This is a genomic window from Legionella quinlivanii, from assembly GCF_003265995.1.
GTDB classification, from domain to species: domain Bacteria; phylum Pseudomonadota; class Gammaproteobacteria; order Legionellales; family Legionellaceae; genus Legionella_C; species Legionella_C quinlivanii_A.
This window is the reverse complement of sequence record NZ_MVJN01000006.1, coordinates 236,555-261,619: the sequence shown is the minus strand read 5'-3', so window position 1 is coordinate 261,619 and position 25,065 is coordinate 236,555. Positions and strand designations below refer to the sequence as shown.

Genomic DNA, 25,065 nt, shown 5'->3' with positions numbered 1-25,065 from the left:
TCTTTTGGTTCGGGGAAAAAGCCAACAGGAGATGGAATATGATATTTCAAACAATTAATCCGGCGAATGAGCATCTGATTAACGAATATAAGGCTCTGGATTACAGGACTGCCGAAACCAGGATTCACAATGCTCATACGGCATTTAAAGATTGGAAAAGCAAAACTTTCGCTGAAAAATCGACGTTGGTGCTGGCATTGGCAAAGTTATTGCGGCAAAAGTCTGAAGAGCTGGCTCAAATTATTACAATGGAAATGGGTAAACCTATAACCCAGTCTCAGGCTGAAATTGAAAAATGCGCCTGGGTTTGTGAGCATTATGCCGAAAATGCAGAGCATTATCTGGCTGATCACAGCATTCAGACGGAAATGAAAAAAACATTTGTCTGTTACAAACCACTGGGGGTTATTTTAGCGATTATGCCCTGGAATTTTCCCTTCTGGCAGGTTTTTCGCTGTGCCATTCCGGCCATCATGGCGGGAAATGCGGTATTGTTGAAACACGCACCGATTTCCATTGGTGCTGGCAATGCGATGGAACAATTATTTCTCGAAGCAGGTTTTCCAAACCATTTATTTCAAAATCTGATTATAGATAATGACGTGGCAGCAAAAGTGATTGCACACCCCGAGGTGGCTGGATTGAGTTTTACAGGCAGTGAAAAAGCCGGGCGGATTGTGGGCGGGCTAGCCGTTTCAAATTTGAAGAAAGCGGTTTTGGAGTTAGGCGGAAGTGATCCTTATTTAATTTTGGAAGATGCGGATTTGGATATCGCTGCCCAGGCTGTGGTTTCTTCCAGGCTGAATAATTGCGGCCAGGTTTGTATCGCTGCTAAACGTGTAATTGCGGTTCATTCTGTTAAAGACACGCTGCAGCAGAAAATAGAACAATTAATAGCTGCCTATCAAATGGATGATCCGGCAAAAAATACAACAAAGTTGGGGCCGCTCGCGAGAAACGATCTGAGAGAAACTCTTCAGAAACAAGTAGAACAAAGCCTGTCTAAAGGATGTCGGCTGATTACAGGAGGAAAAATTCCGCAGCGAGAGGGTTTTTATTATCCCGCTACCTTGCTTGTTGATGTAAAACCGGGAATGCCGGCGTTTAATGAGGAATTATTCGGACCAGTGATTGCCCTAATCGATGCGAAGGATGAAGAGCAGGGAATAGAGCTTGCCAACCACAGCTCATATGGTTTGGGCGCTGCGGTTTTTACCCGTGATATTTCGCGCGGCGAAAGGATAGCCCGTAATAAAATAGATGCCGGATCCTGCTTTGTGAATACCTTTGTCGCATCAGATCCACGTGTCCCATTTGGGGGTACAAAACACTCAGGTTTGGGGAGAGAGCTTTCCCGTGAAGGTATTCTTGAGTTTGTGAATGTTAAAACTGTCGCAATAAAATGAGCCGTCAGATTATAGTTATTAATACCCAGGTGCAGTCGATGTATTGCTATGCATACGACTCCTTAGTTAATGTTTATCCGATATCTTCAGCCAAAAACGGTCTGGGGGAGGAAAAGGGCAGTTTCCGTACCCCCAGAGGCTGGCATCGTATTTATAGTAAATTGGGATTAACGGCAGAAGCTAATTCGGTATTTGTTGCCAGAGAATGGACTGGAGAAATGTACACCGAGGAACTGGCAAGCCAATTCCCCGAGCGAGACTGGATCCTGACGCGCATTCTCCAACTGGATGGGATGGAGCCAGGTCGAAACCAGGGCGGAGAAGTAGACAGTCTTAAACGATTCATCTATCTTCATGGAACACCTGATACTACCCCATTGGGCCATCCCGGCTCACATGGCTGCATTCGTATGAGAAATAGCCACATTATTGCCCTGTCGGACTGGGTAGAAGTAGGAACCCCGGTATATATTCAATAACAGTTGCAATTTCTATGCTTTAATTTCTCGCAAATTGAATGGGGTCCAGTATATAATTCCTCAAAAATTTATTTCCCATCCTGATGAGGTAAATGCATGTCTTATAAGTTTGAAGCGGGCAAGGATCTGATTATCCAGGAAGTCGTTGATAAATTACGTCAGAAAATGACCGGTGATCAGGGCCTTTATTGTGCCGAATTTGTTCGTCAGTTTTTTGGCACCGTTGCCCTTGAAGATTTGGGTGAATGGGACATTGATGACTTGTATGGTGCAGCTATCAATTTTTGGGCGCTCATTCAGCAACGTTCTCCCAATGAAACCAAAATTCGAATCTATAATCCCGATTACGAACGGCATGGATGGCAGACAACTCATACTGTTGTTGAGGTCATCACTGACGATATGCCTTTTCTGGTTGACACATTACGCATGGTGATTAACCGTCTTGGCCTGGTTTCCCATTTAGTGATTCATATGGGCGGATTTACTGTTCGCAGAGATAAACAGCACCAGGTTGCTGAGGTATTGCCAAGAGGCAGCAGTGAAAAAGGATCGTCCATCTATGTAGAAGCCCCTATTTTTATCGAAATTGATCGCCAGACTGATCCTGAAGTGCTTGAAGAATTACATCGTAATTTCGAGCGGGTTCTGGAAGATAATCGCGCTATTGTCGAAGATTGGCCAATGATGCGGCAACGAGTCCGTGAAGCGATTGACGAGCTTAGTGAAGCTGCAGGAATAATCGATCAGGCTGAGGTGGAGGAGGCCAAAGAATTTTTAGGCTGGATAGAAGACCATCATTTCACTTTTCTTGGTATACGGGATTATGATCTGGTTCATAAGGGACAGGAAACAATTCTTCAGCCGATTGCGCAAACGGGTCTGGGGGTTCTGAGATCCAGCATGAGCAAGTCGAATGTACGCAGTATTTCGGCAATGACGCCTGAAGCACGCGAACTGACATTATCGAATCGTGCTCTGGTGATGTTCAAGACTAACACAGAAGCTACTGTTCACCGCAGTGCCTATACCGATTATATCGGTGTGAAACGCTTTAATAAACAAGGGCAGGTTATCGGGGAAAGACGCATCATTGGTCTTTACACCTCTGCGGCTTATAATACCAATCCCAAGCATATTCCTTTTCTAAGGCATAAAGTCGCGACAGTGATGAAAAATTCCAATTTGAATCCTCGCAGCCATGCTGGCAAAGTCCTGCTGAATATTCTGGAAACTCTGCCTCGCGACGATTTGATCCAGGCGTCTGAAGATGAATTACTTGAAATCTCTATGGGCATTTTTTACATGCAGGAACGCCGCCGTATCCGCATGTTTGCTCGTACAGACGTTTATCGCCGCTTTGTTTCCTGCCTGGTTTACGTTCCCAAGGAACGGTTTAATACTGAATTGCGTCAGGCAATGCAAAAAGAACTTGCCGAGAGTTTTAACGCGCAGGAAATCAGTTTTTCGACCTGGTTTTCAGAGTCGGTTCTTGCCCGTATTCACTTTATCATCAAAACCAATCCTCAGGATAATACCGAGTGGGATTTTAAAGAAATCGAACAAAAGCTTATTGAGATTGGCCGTTCCTGGACGGATGATTTGCAACACTTTCTGTCAGAGGCCTTTGGTGAAGAAGTCTCGAACAGGCTGAATGCGCGCTACAAATCTGCATTCCCTGGTGCGTATAAAGATAATTTTACTCCGCGAACAGCAGTTTATGATATCAAACATATAGAGGCATTATCGAAAGATAATCCCCTGGTAATGAACTTCTATCGTCCGATGGATGAAGTGGCGAGCAGCTTCAGGCTAAAAATCTATCAGCATGATAATACTATTCCGCTTTCAGATGTGCTGCCTATCATTGAACGGCTGGGTATGCGTGCCATTAGTGAAAGACCCTATACTTTAAAATTTGAAGATGGCAAAACAACCTGGATCAATGATTTTTCATTGCAATACACCGGGGGTGAATGTTTTGATATCGATGAAATTAAAGATTTATTTCAGAATGCCTTTGCCAGTGTCTGGTTTGGTGAAGCAGAAAATGACGGCTTTAATCAATTGGTTCTGGCCGCTGGTTTAAACTGGAGACAAGTCGCAGTTTTGCGTACTTACGCGCGTTATTTCAAGCAAATAGGTCTGACCTTCAGCCAGGAATATATTGAATCCGCACTGAATAACAATGCGCTGATTGCCAAAAAACTGGTTGAACTTTTTGAAATGCGCTTCAATCCAGATGCTAATCCAAAGCGTGAAATTCAATTTGGTGAAAAGGTTGAAGAAGTGTTTGCCGCACTGGATAACGTAGCCAATCTGGATGAAGACAAAATTATCAGACAGTATGTGCATACAATGGCGGCGACCTTAAGGACGAATTATTATCAGCTGGACAAGCAGGGGAATTATAAGCCCTATGTCTCTATTAAATTAAATAGCAAGCTGATTCCCAATTTACCTAAACCGCATCCTTTATTTGAGATTTTCGTTTATTCTCCCCGCTTCGAGGGAGTGCATCTTCGTGGCGGTAAAGTAGCTCGCGGGGGATTGCGATGGTCGGATCGTCGTGAAGATTTCCGCACTGAAATCCTGGGATTGATGAAAGCCCAGCAGGTCAAGAATGCGGTAATTGTGCCTTCAGGAGCGAAGGGAGGATTTGTTCCCAAACGTTTGCCTGCCAATGGTTCCAGAGAAGAGATCCTGGCGGAAGGTATTGCCTGTTATCAGGATTTCATTCGCGGTATGCTTGATATTACTGATAATTATAAAGACAGTCATGTCGTCAAGCCGGCGAATGTTATTTGTTTTGACGAAGATGATCCCTACCTGGTCGTCGCGGCGGATAAAGGGACCGCCACATTTTCTGATATTGCCAATGCAATCTCGCTGGAATTTGGTTTCTGGCTGGGAGATGCTTTCGCTTCCGGCGGATCGGTGGGCTATGATCACAAGAAAATTGGTATTACCGCACGTGGGGCCTGGGAATCAGTCAAACGGCATTTCTATGAAATGAATGTCGATATCAATACCACCGATTTTACTGTGGTGGGTATTGGTGACATGGCGGGTGATGTATTTGGCAACGGGATGCTTTTATCGCATCGCATCAAACTGGTTGCCGCCTTCAACCATATGCATATCTTCGTTGATCCTAACCCGAACCCCGAAACCAGTTTTAATGAACGTCAGCGCCTGTTTAATTTACCTCGTTCAACCTGGGCGGATTATGATAAAAAATTAATTTCCAAGGGTGGCGGCGTATTTAATCGTAATGCCAAATCGATTGCTGTCAGCAAGGAAATGAAGCAGGCATTCGGTATCAAGCAATCAGATATCGAGCCCAATGAACTGATTCGCATCATTTTACGTTCCAAAGTTGACTTGCTCTGGAGTGCTGGTATCGGTACTTTTGTTAAAGCGACCACTGAAACGCATCTGGATGTTGGAGATCGAAGCAATGACGCAATCCGTATCAACGCGACTCAACTACGCTGTAAAGTGGTTGCTGAGGGCGGAAATCTTGGTTTGACCCAGCTTGCCAGAATTGAATATTCCCTGGCTGGCGGTTTGATTTATACAGATTTTATCGATAACTCCGCAGGGGTAAGTTGTTCAGATAAAGAAGTCAATATCAAGATTTTGCTGGATACAATTGTTGCTGCCGGTGATTTAACTTTTAAACAGCGAAATGAGCTCTTAGAAGAAATGACGGAAGAGGTCGCGGCATTGGTGCTTAAAGATAATTTTGCCCAGACCCGGTCTATTAGTTTTACAGCCGAAAATTCCCTGCGGATGGTCGAATTGCATACTCGCTATATTAACGAGTTAGAGCGTACTGGTAAAATCGATCGGGCTTTGGAGTTTTTGCCAGACGATAAAGTCTTCATGGAGAGAAAGCTCCTGGGCAAAGGGCTTGGGCGTCCAGCTATCGCGGTATTGCAGAGTTATAGTAAGACCATTCTTAAAGAGCAAATCCTGGCAACCAATGTGCCGGAAGATAGTTATCTGAAAGGAATTTTGGTGAGCTATTTCCCTAAGCCTCTGCAAGAGCGATTTAGTAAGCAAATGCAGGAGCACCCATTGAAACGTGAAATTATTGCTACAAAATTAAGCAATATTATCATTAATGAAATGGGCTTCCATTTTGTATTTCGTATGCAAGAGGAAACCGGCGCGCCTGTATCGGCCATTGCAAGAGCCTATATGATTGCAAGAAGCATTCTGGATATTGATAACATCTGGCATCAGATTGAAAATCTGGAAACTCTGATCACGGTTGAAAAGCAAATGGATCTGGTTATGTCTTGTGTGCGCTTGTTGAGGCGAACCACAAGATGGTTCTTGCGTAACCAGCGTCTGCGTTTAAATATCAGTAAGGCTGTTAAGGCTTTCGCCCCAGGGATAGCTGAACTAAAACAAGCGATTCCTGGCATATTCGGCGCTGATTATAAAGAAGTTTACTTAACTCAATATAACCAGCAGCTGGAAGAGGGATTAAGCCCTGAGCTTGCTCGTGATCTAACGGCCGTCCGTGCTTTATTTTCAGCGATGGATATTGTGGAAATTGCTCGGCAGCTTGATATTAGTGTAACTAAAGTGGCCGAACTTTATTTTGGGATTGGAGAGTTTCTCGATTTGCACTGGATCCGTTCTCAAATTATTGCTCATCCAACAGACAATAACTGGGAAGCGTTGTCACGTGAGGCATTACGTGATGATTTGGATTGGCAGCAAAGACAGCTTACAATGGGAGTGATTACGCTGGACAATCAGCAGAAAGATTTCATGGGTTGTTTCACTGCATGGGCAGAGAGCCATTCTGGTTTGATTGAACGTTGGCAGCATATATTGGCTGATCTTCGTGCCAGTTCCAGTCTGAATTACACAATGTACTTTGTTGCGATTCGTGAACTGCTTGATTTAACGCAGACCACAATGCAAATGACCGAAAAAGAAGCCCTGGTGTAAGGATGCACAGGGTTGTTGCATAAATGAAAACCGTCTTTGCGAGCGTCAGCGAAGCAATCCAGCTCCTTACTTTGTTCAAGTTTCGCTCTGGGTTGCTTCACTTCGTTCGCAAAGACGACAGGTTCGCGGGATCCAGGATTCAGTTGATCTTCGAACCAGTCTTGTAGATCACAAATATCCTTCTGATCCATTAAATGATTGCTTTTATTGCTATATCTTGAAATGATAACGCCACTTGCTTGGATTTTTCAAAAGGAGTTCAGATGTACAGAAGCGAGTTGTTAACCCATTACTCAAGTGGTTCCAAGTTTTTTCATTGGCTTATCGCCTTATTGGTACTTGGAATGCTCGCGGTGGGATTTTTTCTTGATGAGATTCCTGATCAGTATGCAGCAACAGCATATATGGTTCACAAATCATTAGGCTTGAGTATTCTTTTGCTGGTTATACTGCGGATTATCTGGTTAATTAAAAGTGGAAGGCCTCCATTACCAGAAAATGTTCCACTTTGGGAAAAGATCCTTTCCCGCATAGTGCAATATTCTATGTATTTATTTCTTATGTTAATGCCGCTTTCCGGATGGATTATGTCGGTCGCTGCTGATCGCACTCCAAGCTATTTTGGCTTTTTCAATGTTCCGTTTCCAGGGGTTAAGCCGGACAAAAGCCTGTCCGATTTAATGTTTGAGTTTCATGAAACCATCGCCTGGATCCTGATTGCATTGATTGCTCTACACGTTGCAGGCGCTTTAAAACATCATTTTATTGATAGAGATGATGTATTAAGAAAGATGCTGCCCGGCTCAAATAAGTAACTCGCAGCTTCTACAGTAAGATTAATTAAACTGTCATTCCTCGAGAAGGCGTTGTTGCGTAAATAGAACCAAGAAACCAAGCTGTTGTCTTTGCGAACAAAGTGAAGCAATCCAGATCGGAACTTGAATAGATTTAGGATCTGGATTGCTTCGCTAACGCTCGCAAAGACGGTTTTTGTGTACCTAACTTAATGGCAGTAAAAGCCAGGCGGGGTTATATGCTTTCCTGTAACCTGACAGAATTCTGGTGCCCTTCAAAATAAACCATCTCGGGATGCTCAAAAAGAATACTTGCTGCGGCCAGATAGTGGTTGTTTTCTAAAGGGCAAAAATCGACAAGTTCTCCCAGCTCACTATTTCTATCATCCGCTAAAATACGCTGCCCAAGGACTAATGGCTCATCAGTCTCAATGAGATAAATGGCAAGTTTATGCTTAAGTTTGGCTTTGTAATGGGTGCGGGCGATGATCTCCTGTCCTTTATAGCAGCCTTTCTGGAAATCGAGATAGCCTGCCAGATGCAAATCCAGCCGATGCGGTAGAAAAAGTCCACGGGAAGAGGGATAAATTTCTATTTGCTTGCGTCGAAGTTGTAGCTGATGCCATGCCAGGGAACCATAGAATTGCTCTTGTGCAATAAAACTATTTTTAAGATCATCGCTTCGGCTTATGATCTGATAGTAATTATTTCCAAGAGAATAGCAGCAAAAATCATCATTGGACACAAGCTTATATTGCTGTTTGGGTAGTTCAATGCCCAAATGGGCGAGAGGCAGAGAGCCGGGTGGGGCATATAAGCCAAAAATGGAGAAATCAGAAACAGCCTGCAATTTAACCCGGCTAAGCATGGCTGGCTTATTTAGTGACTCAATGGTTTTATCACATAAATCATTGGGTACAACCAGATAGTAGTGTTGCCAGCTGATAATATCTGCCAGGCTTAAAATTCTGCCTTTCAGGTTACAGAATGCTCCCTGCCGCATCTGGTCAGATGTCACTTTTGAAACATCACAGCTTAATTGGCCCTGCAGAAATTCCATTGATTTATTACCAGTAACTTCGATAAGAGCCAGGTAACTCAAATCAAAAAGTGCTGCAGACTCTTCTCCCAGCGGAAATAGCCCGCTCTCTTTGAGGGAATCAATTTTAGTATAAACTCGGTTATCAATTTGAATAGTGTTCATAAAAGCGCCAGATAACAATAAATTTGCAGTACATTAGCATTGTATTGTAACATTTGCCGATTTTTAAAATACATAAATTATGATAGATCCAATTAGAAAAGCCAGAATTGAATGGCGATGCCGCAGAGGAATGCTTGAACTTGATTTGCTGTTCCAGTCTTTTCTTGAGTTTAGTTTTGCCGAGATGAAGGATGAGCAGTTTGATACGCTGGAAAGATTGTTAGGCTGTGATGATCCGGATTTGTATAATTGGTTGATGACAGAAGAATCGCCTGAGGATAAGGAGTTATCCGAACTTGTACAATTCATTAAGTTGCGGCATAGAGTTAAATAGATCGCCAAACTATATCAAAACAGCCTCCATACTGTATTTGTTTGCATTCCTTATGTTAATGGCATCTTCTCTTCTGCTTTTTTTAAAACTTATCTTGACTTGCCTGATTATTCTCCAGATGCTTTATATTCTGAAGTCTCCTTATCCTTCAGGGAAAATCAGCATCCAGTTTATCTATGATGAGTGGATTCTTAACAAAAACGGACAGCGCATAATCTTCACCAGGCGAAGGGTTTTGTTAAACACCGGACTATTTTTTCTTCTTGAATTGTCCTCCCCAGACCAGCGAAAAATCATACCCATATTCCTCGATCAACTATCTCATACAGAATTTCGCTCAATTGTCCTCGGTTTGAATGTGGATGAGTTATAATCAATAAGAACAATGTTAAAGCAAATATTGTTTGTGACGATAAATCAGATGTGAGCAATTAAAGAGCATATCATGGCTGCGCTAGAAAAAGATCTAGATAGGGAATTGGTGAACCAGGCGCGAAGCGGAGAAAGAGCGGCTATTGGGAGACTTTTGTGCCATTATCGTCCCAGCATTGTATACCAGATCAGAGCGCAGGTAGATGAGATGGCTGATGTAGAAGATCTCGCTCAGGAAGTTTGCATTAAAGTGTTTCGTTTTATCAATCAATTTGATCATAAAGCTAATTTTAAGACCTGGTTATACAAGATTACCCAAACGACAATTATTAATTATTATCGAAGCCGGCGTCTGGATACTGTAGAAATTTTCAATGAGGAGCCCGATACGCAGGACAGCTCACCCGAGCAAGAGGCAATTCGTTTGGAACTCAGTGAGAAGATAACCAGATTCCTGCTGAGTTTACCAGAAACTCTGCAGAAGTGTTTTTATCTATACAGTGTTTTAGGATTGGCTTATGAAGAGATTGCTCGCAGAATGCATTGTCCATTAGGCACAGTTCGCTCAAGAATACACCGTATTCGCTCAACAATTCTCGTTATTCTCAAATAGATTTTTTTGTCATTGATCTTGCTATTATCTTGTTCGATAGCTGTGCTAGAATGTGGCATTTGATAATAACACGAATAAAAATGCTCGAAAGCGACCGTTTGATAAGTGCTGTCCAAATTGGCTCAGAAGAAGCTATCGATCGAGCGATCCGCCCATTGAATCTTGATGATTATATCGGCCAGGATGCGGTTCGCACTCAAATGCGCATTTTTATTGAAGCGGCCAGAAAGCGATATGACGCGCTTGATCATGTTCTCGTATTCGGACCTCCAGGCTTGGGTAAGACCACTCTTGCAGGTATTATTGCTCATGAAATGGGAGTCAATCTTCGCCAGACGTCCGGACCAGTATTAGAAAAAGCAGGTGATATTGCAGCTTTATTAACCAATTTAGAAGAAAACGATATTTTATTTATCGATGAAATCCATCGATTAAGCCCAGTTATTGAAGAAATCCTTTATCCTGCGATGGAAGATTATAAACTGGATATTATGATTGGCGAAGGACCGGCTGCTCGCTCCATAAAACTCGAGTTACCTCCATTTACACTGGTGGGAGCCACTACCCGCGCAGGCTTGCTTACTTCCCCATTAAGAGATCGCTTCGGCATTGTTCAGCGTCTGGAATTCTACTCCACTGATTCCTTAACCCAAATCGTGAAGCGTTCAGCCAATCTGCTTAAAGTAAGCACAGAAGAGGCTGGTGCAAAAGAAATTGCCTTACGTTCACGAGGAACACCTCGAATTGCCAATCGTTTGCTCCGGCGCGTGCGAGATTATGCTGAGGTTTGCGGGGAAGGTATAATCACTCTGCATATGGCGAAAAAAGCACTTGAGATGCTTGATATCGATAAAAATGGTTTCGATATGATGGACAGGAAATTATTGCTGGCAGTCATTGAGCGTTTTGATGGTGGCCCTGTCGGGGTTGACAGTATCGCTGCGGCTATTGGTGAAGAGAAAGGAACGATTGAAGACGTGCTGGAGCCCTTCTTAATTCAGCAGGGATTTCTAATGCGTACCCCAAGAGGCCGTATCGCTTCAGCCCAGGCGTACCATCTTTTTGGATTACAGCCTGCGGAGCGCGTCTAGTGTCTCAATTTACGCATTCCAGCCAGTTTCGTGTTTATGCCGAAGATACCGATTTCATGGGTATCGTTTATTATGCCAATTATCTGAAATTTTGCGAAAGAGCAAGAACCGAGATGTTGCGAAGTAATGGACTGGTACTTACTGAGTTAGCAAAGCAGGACTGCCATTTTGTTATCACAGATGTGGAATTAAAATACAAACAGCCTGCCAGATTAGATGATCTTATAGCTATTACCTGTAATATAAAAAATAAAACGGCATGCAGTATTGTATTTGAACAAATCATAAAGAATGAGCATAATAGCGAGCTTTGCAGTGCATTGGTGACAATCGTCTGTGTAAACAGTCATACCAAGCCGCGGCGCTTGCCAGATCGATTCAATTTATTGCAAAAATGACATTATCTGTCATTGTGGAAAGACAATTTTTTTGAAATTATTGAGTTACGTCAAAATCAACTTCTAAAATGCTGGAGGAATACAGTGGGAACCCATGCGAGCGTATTAGCGTATTTTATACAGGCAGGCTTGGTCGTTAAAACAGTGATGCTGATCTTGCTTGTCGCTTCGATTACGTCCTGGACACTTATTTTACAAAGAGCTTGGTATTTCAAGCGCAAAAAGCTTGAGTGCGACAGCTTCAGCCAGCGATTCTGGGATAGTAGCGACCTAAGCAAGCTCTATGCTGATGTTGATGGTAATCCGGATAGCAAGCATGGCCTGGCTTCGATCTTTCATTCGGGTTTTAAAGAATATGTTCGCACAAGAAAGCAGGGCGCGATTGCCCTGGAGCCTATTCAGCGAGTTATGCAAATTACTCATAATAAGGAAGCAATTCAGCTGGAGCAGCACCTGCCTTTTTTTGCGTCAGTGGGGTCCATTGCACCTTACATCGGTTTATTTGGAACCGTTTGGGGGATTATGACGTCATTCCAGGCTTTAGGGCAGGCTTCCCAGGCGACCATCGCAATGGTTGCTCCCGGAATTTCTGAGGCATTAGTGGCAACAGCCCTTGGACTGTTTACTGCCATACCCGCGGTGATTGCTTTTAATCGTTATTCTACCAGAGCCACTGGTATATTGGAGCAATACGATTTATTTCAGGATGAGCTTATCGCATTAATCGAACAACAAACCACTGTACCGATTAGAGGATAACTTCCATGTTAAGAAAGAGAAGAAAACCAGGTGCCGGGCCCATTGCGGAAATCAATGTGGTTCCCTATATCGATGTGATGCTGGTGCTGCTGGTTATTTTTATGATTACCGCACCGATGTTGTCACAGGGGGTAACTGTTGACCTGCCCAAAGCGGCGTCGACAGAATCATTAAAAGACAGTGAGCGTGAGCCGATTATTGTATCCGTTAATCAGCAAGGCGATTACTTTCTGAATATCAATGCCCAGCCTGAGCTGCCGATTGAGCCTCATGCGCTAGTGGTCAGGGTTGCGGCTGAACTTGAGCTTGCGAAGCAGAATAACCAGTCTGTTAATGTGCTGGTTAAAGGTGATCAGGGCGTTCCTTACGGGAAGGTGGTGTCTGCTATGGGCTTTTTGAAACAGGCAGGTGCTGAAAAAGTTGGCTTAATGACCGACTCCACCCAGGAAACGGAGATGCAGGGATGATAAATGATATGAGTTATCGTAAGGCATTTATCGCTGCCTTAATTCTGCATTTCGGCCTGATACTTTTTCTTTTGCAGGATTCATCCAGTAACGAACACCCCGTTTTGGTCGCTGACAACAAAAACACACCAGGACAGATGTTGCCTGTCGAGCAGGTTGAGCAGCCAAAACAGCAGGAAATTGTAAAAGCGGTAAGTGTGGATAGCCAGGAAGTCATGGAGACAATTAACCGGCTCAAACAGGAAAAACTACAGCAGCAAAAAGCCGAGCAGGCGAGACAGCAGGCTTTGACAAAACAGGCTGAGGATGCACGAAAAGAGCGGCTGCGCGAACAGCAGCGATTGGCCAGGTTGAAAGATGAGGCGGCAAAGCTGGCAATACAGCGTAAAAAGCAAATTGAAGAAGAACAAAAACGCCTCAAACAGCTGGCATTGCAAAAAGAGCAGGAAGCCAAGCGTCTGGAAGAGTTAAAGCGTAAACAGCAACAGTTGGAAAAACAACAGCAGGAAGCAGCAAAACAGGCTGAGCTTAAAAAAAAACAGGATGAGTTGAAGGCGAAGGAAGCCCTGCAGCTGGCTGAAAAGCAGGCTGCGGAAAAAGCCGCTGCTGATAAACTGGCTGCAGAAAAGGCAGCTGCAGACAAAGCGGCCGCAGAGGCAAAGGCCGCTCAGCAAAAACTCGCTGCTCAGCAGCAAGCTGCCCAGGAAGCCGCCCAGCAGGCCAGGCTGGCTGGTGAAGTCGACAAATACAAGGCGATGATTGTGAACGCGATTGGCAGACAGTGGATTCTGCCTGAAAACGTGGATAGTCATTTATCCAGTCAGTTCCGAATTCGACTGGCGCCTGATGGAGCGGTACTGGAAGTGACTCTGATGCGCAGCAGCGGGGATCCCATACTCGATCGCTCCGCGCAAACCGCTATATATAAAGCATCGCCATTGCCGGTGCCAAGTGATCCGGAAACATTTAATTTATTCCGCGATATCAGTTTAACCGTTAGACCCGAGAACGTTAGGGGGTAATTATTGTGTCTATGAAAAAACTTCTGACCTGTTTTTTAACGCTTGTATCAAGCCATCTTTTTGCGCTTGATTTGGAATTGACCCAGGGTATCAGCTCAGCCTTACCCATCGGAATCAATTCATTCGGAGAAAACAGCAGTGCCCAGGAAATCACGTCAGTGATTAATAACGATCTGCGCTTGTCGGGTCAATTCAAAATTATCAGCCTGCCTGCCATGGAAATGAATGGCGTTGGCGCCTGGAAACAGGCGGGTGCCGACAGCGTATTGACTGGCCGAGTGACTCCGATAGGTTCAAACCGCTACGATATCAGTTTTGAATTATTGGATACGGTCAGCCAAAACAAATTGCTGCTTTCCAAAAGTTTCCAGGTGAGTGCCAATGATATTCGTCCACTGGCGCACCATATCAGTGATATGGTTTATGAAAAACTGACTGGTGAACGGGGTATTTTCTCAACCCGGATCGCCTATGTTCTGGTTCAAAGAGCTGCAGGCCGTGCCCGCTATTCTCTCGAAGTTGCAGATGCTGATGGTTATAACCCGCAAAGCCTGCTGGTTTCGCCTGAACCGATCATGTCGCCTTCCTGGTCGCCGGATGGCAGCAAAATTGCCTATGTTTCATTCGAGAAAAGAAAAGCACAGATTTTTATTGTTTCAGTTGAGTCCGGGAAACGGCAATTAGTCACTGATTTTTCTGGTATTAATGGTGCGCCGACCTGGTCGCCTGATGGTCGTCAGTTGGCGGTTGTATTATCCAAGAGTGGTAGTCCCAAAATTTACAGCATCGATCTGTCTTCAGGAAGCATGAAGCAATTAACCTTTGGCGACTCTATTGATACCGAACCGCGCTATACTCCTGATGGCCGTTCTCTGATATTTACTTCAGGCCGCGGTGGTTCTCCACAGGTATATAAACTGTCTCTGGCTGACGGCAGCATTAACCGTATCACTTATGATGGAAACTATAACGCGCGGGCAATGTTTACCCCGGATCAGAAACATCTGGTGATGTATCACCGCGACAATGGCAAATTCAATATTGGTGTACAGGATATGAATAGCGGTCAGGTGAGCCTGCTGACCTTTGCTTCACTTGATGAATCGCCTTCTGTATCTCCTAATGGCCGATTGGTACTCTATGCAACACGTTTCCAGGACAAAGGCGTGTTAGGGGTTGTTTCAATTGACGGACGCATTCGTTTACGTCTCCCTGCTCGCCAGGGTGATGTTCAGGAACCTGCCTGGTCACCTTATTTAGGGTAAATGATGAATCTGATAAGGACGTTGGTTTATTTATTTTTCTTATTATTTGTTAATATGGCCCATAGCTGGAATGCTTTGGGTCACCGTTTGGTGGCGCAGATTGCCTATAATCATTTGACGAAAGAAACAAAGCAGGCGGTTAATCACTATAATCATCAATTGGATCGGTTATATAAGCCTCTTTCATTTGTTAATGCAGGACCCTGGATGGATACCCTGCGTTTTCAAAACGATTTATGGTTACAGTCTCTCCATTATATAGATATTCCTTTCAGCCGTGATGGCACTTCTCTGGTGCCCCCAGATAAAAACAACGCTGTGCTGGCTTTGAACAAAGCCATTGCCACGCTTAAAAAGCGTCAATCCACTCCCTTTGATAAAGGCTTTAGTCTGAGGATTTTATTGCATGTCACGGGTGACATACACCAGCCCATGCATGCGGTCAGTGAATTTAGCCGACGGTTTCCCGAAGGCGACGCGGGAGGCAATTTTCTTATTCTTGGACAAAACCCGGTTGCAAGAAATCTCCATTCTTATTGGGATAATGGTGCCGGCTTGTTTAAAACTGGCTATTTGAATGCTGCTCAGCTTAACAGAAAGGCTAAATATCTTGAAAAAAAATGGCCTTGCGATATCGCTTCTCAGGTTATAAATCCTGAAAGCTGGTCTGAAGAATCCTACGACCTGGCAGTCAATCTCGCTTATCGTATTCAATACGGTGAAATACCATCCAAAGCTTATGAGAACGACGTTAAAACGGCGGTTGAAAAAAGAATCACACTGGCCGGCTGCCGGTTAGCAGTCGTGCTTAATGACATTTTCGCCCACAGTGACTAACGCAAGTTCTAGCCTCCCCCACAAGGTGCCTCGGCTTGTCCCTGAGGTATGCCCTCAATTTTTATCTAGTCAGCGGATGACTAACCAATTACTCAAACAGCTCTATTATCGTGTCGTTCCCGCATAGCGTTGTTGCGTAAATGTAGATAGATGCACAAAACCGTCTTTGCGAGCGTTAGCGAAGCAATCCAAATCCTGGCTTTGTCCAGGTTTAGATCTGGATTGCTTCACTTTGTTCGCAAAGACATGTTTGTTGCTTGGTTCTATTTACGCAACAATGCCTTCCCGCATAGGTTGGAATCTATTTCTCAAGATAATTCCTAACGTTGTTTTCCGCCTACGCGGAAACGACACTATTACGTATTTTTTTGAATGAAATAATGTGAGGATCCCTCAGGGACAAGCCGAAGCCCGTAGGGGGCAAAAGTACTTAATACTCACTTAATTTTTTTAGGATATTATCAATCCAAATAATCTGAGATGTAGGCGTTATGTTCGCATTTACTAACATTGAAGCTAGCTTATTGGGCAATTTGATCTCCGAATTCAAGATACGTCGACAGGAAATTCTTTCCAAAAATAGAATGGGTGAAATCAGCCTTGTTGACAGCGATTTGAAAAAAGAATTTTCAATGACTCAGATAAAGCTTATAAATCAAACATTTGATTTTCTTACTGAAGTAGTTCTTCCCAAGTTTGATAAAGGAGAATCGCCCGGCATATTCGCATTACGTAAATTGGGAAAGCAAGCCGAAAAATTATTCAAGGATACCGAATACTTAAGCGCTAACCCTGATTATAATTTGTTGGGCAATATCTACGGTAATCTTGAATCTTTGCTAGGTTCTCAAAAATTCAATGAACAAAACATAAGTCACCTGAAAGAAACATTAAAAAAGAACATTAGAGCCTCTACGCTTAATTTTCTTACCAACTGGCAAAAAATACCTGATTTCAGTCTTGAAAATTCCTTGAAAGCAATTGATGCAGCAATTGATTGCTTTGATTTCTCAGCTTATTTTGTTAAGGGTCAGCTGGATGTCGGTTTATTGAAGGAGAATGGATCTTTTTATTGGCACCTGCACAATGCCTTAGGAATCAAGGGCAGCTATCAAATCCGAATTTATGATCCTGTTGTTTATGAACTGTTTAATGAAATCAGCACAATGCTCGCAAAGTTTCCTCCAGTCATGGATGAACTGGTGTCTTTCCTGAATCCAGAAGCATTTGCATTATTAATAGTCTCTCATACCCCCCGTTCGGAAGCCGAAAACAAAGAGGAAAATAAAGGCCAGTTTAGCTATACAGCCATGGGGCAGGGAACAATTCATGCCAATGATAAATATTTGAAGTATCTTGCATTAGGCAAAGATGTAATCAGTAGCGCACTTGATACCTACAAAACCGCAGAGAATAAAATACTCACTCAACGAAGGACAATTGAAGAGGCTCGCGAGCAATTGAGAAAGATTGAACTTGCTATCGACCCGCTCAATGGATATGTAATCCCGAAACTGGAGCCGTCTGTAACCGCAACAGATGCTATAGATATTTATGAAAAGGAACTTGTACTGATTTCCGAACACGAGAAATTACTGATTAATGCCAGGGAGTTACTTAGCCAAACCAGAGAGACGCTTGATGATGACGAGCCTGTTTATTCAGACCTGCATAAGCACATTCAGCAGTTTGGGCAGCACCTCAATGAACTGGGATCCATGTTATTAAAAAACAGGTCTGAGATTTTAAAATTGCGAGAGAGAGCCCAGCTTAAGAAGTTAGCGGATGAGCGTTTAGCCAATGCAAGTGTTGATGATTTAATTGTAATATTTGAAGAAAACAAAAAGACGATAGAGGCTGTTTCTTCTGAGAAAAGTATAACTGAGGGTTCTATATCAAAATTGCGCGATGAAGTTGCTAGTCTTTCAGCTCAGTATTATCAACTGATGAATAAATTGGGCCAAAAAGTATACCCCTCTATCCCAGTAAATAGCCAGCCTCAGCACACAGCTGTTAAAGTCAACTTCCAGAATGTCTCTGATGCCAATAGAAAGTTTGAGCAGTGGAAAGGGGCTCTGAGTAAACAAATAAAAGAACGGGAAGAGATCATAAAATATAAAGAGAGTCTGATCATTGCCGTTATGACCTGCCTCAATAATAGTGGGAAGGGGGATTTCCCGCTAAGTGCTATAAACAAGCTGAATGTGTTAAATGTGAAAGGAGCAAAGTTATCAGGATTGGATTATTTTTTGTCCGTCATTGGCGACAAAACTTTTGAAGTGAACCGCTTGGGATTTGTTTCAAAAAACTACCAGGTTGAAAAAAAAGAACAACTATATGCTCTTATCGGCTCTAAAGAATTTGAATATGCCACAATCAGAGCGGAACAGCATAAAATCAGCGTTTTGATTGAGGAAGGGGATATAGAAATTCAGACGCTTAATGCGGTTGAGCAATCTCTCAATGCATCTGCCGAAGAAGATCGTAAATTGACATTAGCTCTTAATGGACAACAGAAACAATTAGATGATTTAGATCAAGAGCAACGTCCATTATCCTCTGTGATTGCTTTCTTTAACAGGGCGAAGAGTTTGGTCGAGAAAATGAATGGATTGATAGCTCTCGATGGTTTTAATGAAAATGGCGTTAGCTCATATTTTGAAGAGGTAACATCATTATTTGAGGAAATAAACAAGTTTAAAAAAACAATTTCGCCACAGTCCCCCTATCATAGAAATCTGGTGTCCATTGAAGCGCTAAAAGAAGCAGCCGATCAGCAAGTGGAGACCTGTTTCAAGCCCGAATTAACGGAACAAAGCAATTTGCTCGCGTCTTTACTGAACGAGATTGGCAAAGTAGAAGCAGTCATAACAGACGATTTGAGCCTTGATAAACTCAATGAACTGTTGAAACAATTCAATGACTTGAAATCCACATTAAATAGCTGCAATGGCCGCATAAGCTTTATTGCGAAGCACAAACCAAACCTTGCTGAGCAAGCTTTAGCGGACCTGAGAAATTTGACCACGCAGTTCGATCGCGTGTCGCTGCGGCTTAAAGAAATGGCTGACGCACTACTGGAAAGTATGAATAAACAGCTTACAGCACAAGCGAAGGAAGATTTAGATCGACTGGATTTTGATGCAAATGATGAAATCATAAAGAATTATAGAAACAAACAAAATATTCTGGATTTGCATAATACTAACTTAACCCAGTTTTCCCCTGATAGTCTTCAAATATTCCAGGAGCAGTTCAGGAAATTTAATCCCGAATTGGTTGATGTGCATGAGCAGATTGAAAAATTTCAACAGCACCAACAAGCAATTGAACCGGTTTTTGTCGACAAGATGGCAGTTGCCGATACAATCCGGGAAAGAGCAATACTTCGAAGCAAGATTTTTTCAGATTTTAATCTGGAGCTGCAGGAATATCTATCCAGGCGAAACCAAAGACATCATACCAAAGATTTTTTCAACAGGGCCGATCAATTCAGCCGAACAGCCTTTATTGAGTGTCTGGCAGCACAATTGGCTCAATTTAAGGATACAGGGGATAGCAAAACCCTTCTGGATTTAATCAATACCCAGGGTAAAGCTTACAGTGGAGTTCATTTCAAACCTTTACTTAATCGTTTAACGCTTGCAGTTAAAGAATATCGCAAGCAGGTTCCTGCTAGTTATGAAATGCCATTTGTGTTTACACCCAGGATTCTTGCGGACAGAAATGAGCTTTTAGGGAGGATTCGCGCGGTTAATGCTGATGCAGCCGAAAAAATCGATGTTCTTTATTCGTCCATAAACGCTATGGAAGCTTATTCTGAAAAGCTTGCAATTGACGATGCGGACAAAGCCAAAACGGCTAGTACCCTGGCCTGTCAATTGAAACAGCGGGTTGATGAGTTTCTTATGGATAATGAATCAGTACTGACTGAGTCCGGCAAGGTTGATGAGCAGACGTATCGCGCTTTTGAAGATGATTTTCGTCTTCACCTGCATAGTCAGGACGATGCAATGAGCGAGCGGCGAAATACATGGCAACCGTTGCTGGGAAATATATTTGTCTCCGTGATCTCAGCGGGACTGGCATTAATAGCCAAACTGGCCTACAGCAAGATTAAAGATGGCTACGCATCGGCTTTCTTCACTAACACATCTCGAATGGGATTTGTGGAGAATATTGAGCGAAATGTGAAAAATATGGCCGCAACGGCAAGCTGTGCGTAGTGTAGTAGTGCGAGCGAAGTGAACAATCCAAATGAAAGGTATGAACTGGATTGCGTCGCTGACGCTCGCAAAGACGTTTTTTTAAAAATCAACCTTCATTAAACAAAACAACGCAAGTTATGGTACGTAGACGAAAGTCAAAAGCTTTGCCATCTCCTCAGACTCCAATGTTTATAATTCCACCATCTGTACAAAAATTGAATTATCAATGACCATGCTATACACTTAAGCTAGCTAATGGAAAAATAACGGAGTCCAACATGAAAGGAATATTATTGTTACCTGCCGCCCTTTGTTTAACCGCTTGTGGTTATATTCCAACCACAGACTATGTAAATACCGTCTACACCCCCTCCAGCTGTTGTAATGCGGTTGTTGTAAAACCCGTACCTGTACGCAATTGCTGCACAAAAGTAATAAAACGGCCTGTTGTAAAAACCAATTGCTGTGCCGCTGCCGTAGAGGTTCGTCGCCCGGTTGTGACCAATACTTGTTGCTCACCTGTACAAACCACCAACTATGAAGAGGTGACTGTGGTCAATGAAGCGCCGGTTGAGGTGACTCCTGCTGTTTATGAAATGTATTGATAGTTTTAGGCTCCGTGAACCTGGAGCATTGAATCCCGGTTGTGAGCAACCGGGAAATTCATTTTCTAATCCCTTTCTCGCTTAAATAACTGATAGCTATCATAAACGACTTTTTCAATGATATCGGTATCGAATGAATTAGTGAGTATTATTATAATTAACTGCTCTCGTGGAAAATAATAAAACTCTCCCTGGAAGCCTGAGGTGGCCCCATTATGAGTCCAGGCCCATTCATCACCAATCTGCTCCCGATAAATGCCGAGCCCATAGTCGTCCTTTGTAGTTAACATATTCTCTAAAGAGCCTGGAGACAGTAAATTTTTATCTCTGAGAAGAGCAGCCACAAACTGCTCCAAATCAGTGACCGTGCTAATCATGCCGCTATCTCCAAGACCAAAACCATCATTAAGATAGGTCACGTCAATGAGTTGTTTCTCTGCCAGTGTATAGCCCCGGGTAATTAAGCGAAGGGTGTCCTCGTCTGTTTGCTCCACATAAGTATTTTTCATGTGAAGCGGAGTCAGAATTTGTTCTCTGAATAAATCCGCATAGGAATGGGCGGTTAGCTTCTCAACAATTAACTGCAGTAATAAATAATTGGTGTTACTGTATTCGTATGAACTGTCGGGACTGAATTTGGGCTTTTCATCATAAATAAGTCTGATAAGCAATTCGGGTTTCCATTGTTGTCCGACCATTTGTTCAATCAGGCGATAGTAACTGTTGTATTCAACATAATTCGGTATGCCGCTTCGCATCTGCATTAGATTTTTCACTGTCAACAAACGGCCATTCGGAATACGGTCTATATCAATGCTATTGGGAAGAAGTGTGGAAATTTTCGTATCAAGGCTTAGTTTTCCCTCTTCAATCAGCTTTAGCAAGCTGACCGCCAAAAAAGTCTTACTAATGCTGCCAATACGAAAATTATTACTGGTATTCATCATTTGCCCGGTCTGATGATTGGATTGGCCTGCCGCAGCGATTAGCAAGCCTGTTTCAGGGCTGGAAACAAGCAAAACGGCGCCGGGAGTTGTGGAGTTAAGATTTTTATTCAGAATGTGCTGAAGCTGGAATTCGATTGTGCCTCTGGAAAAAGCAACAGAAACCAGTAGACAAGTAAAGAAGAAAACAAACTGGTGCTTTTTTTGCATGAATTTCCCTGTATAAATGAAAAAATAATTGCAAATTTTTTTTTACTGCTATCATTATACAATATCACATTTATTTTCAGTGACTTGAGATTTTTCCAGTATTTTATTTTGTGCTTGGATGTCTTGCTTTATTAGAAATACATGTTGGGTCATTATCGACCATGTAGTCATGACTAACTATAACCTTTTAATTAGGGCGGTTTGTCACTATGAAACAACTAGCAAAAATCAATAAGCCTGGCAATTTAAATCTTCGGGAAAAAATCCAATCCTTTCTTCATCTGTCTCATCCAGAGAACCAAAAGATTAACAAGTGGCTGAAGCAACTGGATGCCTTACTGGCCAGCGATGAGGATCAGTTTAATAAAGGGTTTAAGTATTTTTTTAGCACCACAAGAAAGGATAAGGTCAACAATTATAAGTTAGAGATCAAAATTTTCCTGAGGAAAATGGCAGGGAATAATAATGCTGAAACGCTATACAGCCAATTACTGCAGTTAAAGCTAATGCTACAGCGCGTGGTTCAGGAGCAGGCTGTTCGTTTAGCCAGAACAAAAGCAATACTTAAATTAATTGCAGCCATTGACTATAGAACAGATCAGCTAAAGCAAGAGCGCATAGTCACTCATAACCAGCAAGTGTCCCAAGAGAATGCTTTACCCCGTGAGAAAAAAAAGCATACAAAAAAAATTATTTCGCAGGCTGTTTTTATAGCTCAGGAGTTAAAAAGTAAACTGTTACCAGGAAAAGCAAATGCGGATAAACTGTCCTATTCAGAGATGGAAGAAACACTTTTTCAGGAAATAAAGTTGGAATGTCAGCGGCTTATTAAGTCCATTCAGGAAAAAAATGTCGGGGGTAAGAAAGATTTATTGATGCAACAATATGTGGATAAGCAGCAGCAACTGATTGATGGCGCAAAATCAATTACTGATATCAGCAAAATTAAGACACGGCTGGATAATGTTCTGAAAAGTTTAAACTCATCTGAATATCAGGAAATTTGTTTAGCTATCCTCGATTTGCGTAAAGGAGCCCAAAGTTGGTTTGCTATTGGAAAAAATGCCAAAGCAGACAGGATAGAGGACGCTATCCGCAAGGTGTCTGTCGAGTGTAGGGGGGACATGTTTATTACTAATCTGGAGGTGAGGAAAGCATTGGCTTCTCACAGGCATTTTGGCAAACGAGGCAAAATCTATTTGAACAAAAATACGCAGGACATTGATTTGAAAAAAGCAGCCCGGACATTTATTGAAATAAATAATCGGCTGGAAAAGAGCAGAGAAAATCATGCAGATATTGATTGCAAGGTTTTCGAGATGGGGCGCTACTCTTCAGTATGAGCGAAGATATCAGACGCCTATCTTTGTGATAGTCCGGTTAAATTACATGCGGCCACGGGTTGCATTTCAGCTTCAGCTGTCGAAAGCCGCTTTATTCGGGATTGAGAAAAAAAACCATGTTGTCTGATAGTAGAAACGCTTGCAGAGGATAGCTCTTTTCGATTTAGCCAATGAACGACCGCTTTAACATTCGGAGTGCTATTATGCGTTTCGGTAAGCCCTGCCAATTTCAGACAGGCGCCTAAATCCAGAATCAGACCGACAGAGTAATTGCCTGTTAGAAAAGAATACAGATACATCAGTTGTCCCAGGGTTTCTGTATCTGTTTTAATTTGATATAGATTGGGTTTGTCAGCAATACTTTTAGCCGCATTATATAGGGCTCCGGCAGTTATCAGACAGCATCCCGCAATAACTAATACTTTGATCACTTCGCGTGGTTTATTGCTGACATGTGCGTAAACATCTTTTAAGATCTGCCGGAAAAAATTGTTGCTGGACATAAATGCAACGATAGCAGCAGTTAATCCCGGGATAAATGCGATACTTAGTTTAACGATATATTTCAAGTCATCGACTGTGCAGCGTTCGCTAAGTGCCTGACAGAATAGTTTAAAGCCGTCAAAACCTGCCTGACTGATTAATAAAAAAAAGGAAATGCTAAAAAAACCAGAGACTCCTGTGGGAGTACAGGATTTAAAGCAATTGATAGCTCTTGCAATAATTCCTGGTTTATAAAAATGAGATTCGCCGATGTCTGAGAGTGCTAATTCCTCCTGATAGATGCGCTTTACAATGATTTTAACCAGTTGCTCATCGAGCAGGAGATTTGAAAATTCTTCAGTAATCCAATTGTTTATCGTGCTGACAGAATCCGGCTTTAAATGACTGAGTTGGTAGGCGAGTTCTTTTTGAAAAATCCGATCTTCGTCAAACCAGTTTTTAATTGTTTGAATAAAATTGGGAATAAAAACAATACGTAAGGCACAGGTGTTAGCAAAGCTCGATAATGAGGAGAAAAGAGCCGCACTGGATCCTGCCCAGATGGCGCCGAAATAGCCTAAGGCCGCTGCTGGCATTGCTGAGAGGGCAGAGATTAACAAGATAGCTGTTCTATAAAAAAAACCGCTTAAACTGTCAAAATAGCCACCAAGGATTTTTTTTAAATTATCGACCATTTCATGGTAATAGCGAGTACGTGTTGCAGTTCCAATACCCATAAAAATTAAGGCATTGATGATTAGAAACCATTTATCAGACTTTAATTTTGAATCCCACCATTCTTCACTGATGGCTTCCGGTCGAGAGGTTAAACAATAAGGCAGAAAGGGCAGGGTGGTAAGGACTGCTGCTGATCCGTAAGCTATCGAAGACCAGGAAGGGACATAGCTTTTTAGTGTATTGGAAGAGGGCAGATAGCTGCTCAGATTTAATGTGCTGACATAGCGTTTAAGACTTCCAAAATAACTGTAAGAACTTGTGGGTGTGTCAAAAGTGGCGTAGCTTGAGGTGTTTTCAATTGTAGCTATTTGCTGAGCATCAGATTCTTGCGGCATAATTTCTCCATATCCTTTGGTAAAACTCCCTGAGCGAGTTGCGAAAGATAGTTTCCTGGAAGTTATCTCTAAAGTAAATAAAAGCTTTATGGCTAGAAGTGGTTTCTGCCATGCCAGTGCTGCCGCCACTTCCGGTTGTCGATATGAATCAGTGATGTCGTCTTTAAATCATGGTTCTGGATCCATA

General features: G+C 42.7%; 20 protein-coding genes. 17 read left to right on the top strand and 3 right to left on the bottom strand.

Annotated features, from left to right (window positions below; all coding sequences use genetic code 11):
• Nucleotides 1-38: 38 nt before the first annotated feature.
• From B1207_RS09540 to B1207_RS09525, 4 genes are all read left to right on the top strand, one after another.
• Nucleotides 39-1,406 (top strand): NAD-dependent succinate-semialdehyde dehydrogenase, encoded by a 1,368-nt coding sequence (locus B1207_RS09540; protein WP_112219742.1) that lies wholly within the window; start codon nt 39-41, stop codon nt 1,404-1,406.
• On the top strand, nt 1,403-1,885 hold the full coding sequence (locus B1207_RS09535; protein WP_112219741.1) for a L,D-transpeptidase: 483 nt from the start codon (nt 1,403-1,405) through the stop codon (nt 1,883-1,885). Before B1207_RS09540 ends, B1207_RS09535 begins: the two co-directional genes overlap by 4 nt.
• Nucleotides 1,886-1,981: 96 nt before the next feature.
• A complete protein-coding gene (locus B1207_RS09530; protein ID WP_112219740.1) occupies nt 1,982-6,856 on the top strand; it encodes an NAD-glutamate dehydrogenase in 4,875 nt (1,624 codons plus the stop codon).
• A 263-nt stretch (nt 6,857-7,119) separates the two neighbouring features.
• Nucleotides 7,120-7,671, top strand: coding sequence for a cytochrome b (locus B1207_RS09525; protein WP_112219739.1), 552 nt, complete (start codon nt 7,120-7,122; stop codon nt 7,669-7,671).
• Between the two features lie 214 nt (nt 7,672-7,885).
• Here the strand turns inward: B1207_RS09525 and ygfZ are convergent, their stop codons facing one another.
• Entirely contained in the window at nt 7,886-8,854 is a 969-nt protein-coding gene (ygfZ, locus tag B1207_RS09520) for a CAF17-like 4Fe-4S cluster assembly/insertion protein YgfZ (RefSeq protein WP_112219738.1), read from the bottom strand.
• 79 nt (nt 8,855-8,933) lie between these two features.
• Between ygfZ and B1207_RS09515 the strand changes: the two genes are divergently transcribed.
• From B1207_RS09515 to B1207_RS09460, 12 genes are all read left to right on the top strand, one after another.
• Nucleotides 8,934-9,188, top strand: a complete 255-nt coding sequence (locus tag B1207_RS09515; RefSeq protein WP_112219737.1) for a succinate dehydrogenase assembly factor 2 — start codon at nt 8,934-8,936, stop codon at nt 9,186-9,188.
• Between the two features lie 58 nt (nt 9,189-9,246).
• Entirely contained in the window at nt 9,247-9,561 is a 315-nt protein-coding gene (locus B1207_RS15970; RefSeq protein ID WP_172458250.1) for a hypothetical protein, read from the top strand.
• A 72-nt stretch (nt 9,562-9,633) separates the two neighbouring features.
• Entirely contained in the window at nt 9,634-10,173 is a 540-nt protein-coding gene (locus B1207_RS09505) for a sigma-70 family RNA polymerase sigma factor (RefSeq protein WP_112219735.1), read from the top strand.
• An 80-nt stretch (nt 10,174-10,253) separates the two neighbouring features.
• Nucleotides 10,254-11,264 carry a Holliday junction branch migration DNA helicase RuvB gene (gene ruvB / locus B1207_RS09500; protein ID WP_112219734.1) on the top strand — a complete coding sequence of 337 codons (1,011 nt, stop codon included), beginning with the start codon at nt 10,254-10,256 and terminating at the stop codon, nt 11,262-11,264.
• Nucleotides 11,264-11,662, top strand: coding sequence for a tol-pal system-associated acyl-CoA thioesterase (ybgC, locus tag B1207_RS09495; RefSeq protein ID WP_146740059.1), 399 nt, complete (start codon nt 11,264-11,266; stop codon nt 11,660-11,662). Before ruvB ends, ybgC begins: the two co-directional genes overlap by 1 nt.
• Before the next feature lie 84 nt (nt 11,663-11,746).
• Complete coding sequence (gene tolQ, locus B1207_RS09490; protein ID WP_058506635.1) at nt 11,747-12,421, top strand: protein TolQ; 675 nt, start codon at nt 11,747-11,749, stop codon at nt 12,419-12,421.
• Between the two features lie 5 nt (nt 12,422-12,426).
• Complete coding sequence (gene tolR / locus B1207_RS09485; RefSeq protein WP_112219733.1) at nt 12,427-12,888, top strand: protein TolR; 462 nt, start codon at nt 12,427-12,429, stop codon at nt 12,886-12,888.
• Complete coding sequence (tolA, locus tag B1207_RS09480; protein WP_112219732.1) at nt 12,885-13,910, top strand: cell envelope integrity protein TolA; 1,026 nt, start codon at nt 12,885-12,887, stop codon at nt 13,908-13,910. The genes tolR and tolA overlap by 4 nt, the downstream gene beginning before the upstream one ends.
• An 11-nt stretch (nt 13,911-13,921) precedes the next feature.
• Nucleotides 13,922-15,175, top strand: a complete 1,254-nt coding sequence (gene tolB, locus B1207_RS09475; RefSeq protein ID WP_058506632.1) for a Tol-Pal system beta propeller repeat protein TolB — start codon at nt 13,922-13,924, stop codon at nt 15,173-15,175.
• A gap of 54 nt (nt 15,176-15,229) precedes the next feature.
• Nucleotides 15,230-16,012, top strand: a complete 783-nt coding sequence (locus B1207_RS09470) for a S1/P1 nuclease (protein ID WP_172458248.1) — start codon at nt 15,230-15,232, stop codon at nt 16,010-16,012.
• 491 nt (nt 16,013-16,503) lie between these two features.
• Nucleotides 16,504-20,238 carry a hypothetical protein gene (locus B1207_RS09465; RefSeq protein WP_112219730.1) on the top strand — a complete coding sequence of 1,245 codons (3,735 nt, stop codon included), beginning with the start codon at nt 16,504-16,506 and terminating at the stop codon, nt 20,236-20,238.
• Nucleotides 20,239-20,498: 260 nt separating this feature from the next.
• Nucleotides 20,499-20,825, top strand: a complete 327-nt coding sequence (locus B1207_RS09460; RefSeq protein WP_112219729.1) for a hypothetical protein — start codon at nt 20,499-20,501, stop codon at nt 20,823-20,825.
• A 65-nt stretch (nt 20,826-20,890) separates the two neighbouring features.
• On the opposite strand, the gene B1207_RS09455 is transcribed toward B1207_RS09460, so the two are convergent.
• The gene (locus tag B1207_RS09455) at nt 20,891-21,979 is read right to left on the bottom strand and encodes a serine hydrolase domain-containing protein (RefSeq protein ID WP_112219728.1); all 1,089 of its coding nucleotides are present in this window, start codon (nt 21,977-21,979) and stop codon (nt 20,891-20,893) included.
• Between the two features lie 209 nt (nt 21,980-22,188).
• On the opposite strand from B1207_RS09455, the gene B1207_RS09450 reads away from it, so the two are divergent.
• Nucleotides 22,189-23,322, top strand: a complete 1,134-nt coding sequence (locus B1207_RS09450) for a hypothetical protein (protein ID WP_112219727.1) — start codon at nt 22,189-22,191, stop codon at nt 23,320-23,322.
• A gap of 17 nt (nt 23,323-23,339) precedes the next feature.
• Here B1207_RS09450 and B1207_RS09445 read toward each other — a convergent pair whose 3' ends face one another.
• A complete protein-coding gene (locus B1207_RS09445; RefSeq protein ID WP_112219726.1) occupies nt 23,340-24,878 on the bottom strand; it encodes a hypothetical protein in 1,539 nt (512 codons plus the stop codon).
• Between the last annotated feature and the right edge of the window lie 187 nt (nt 24,879-25,065).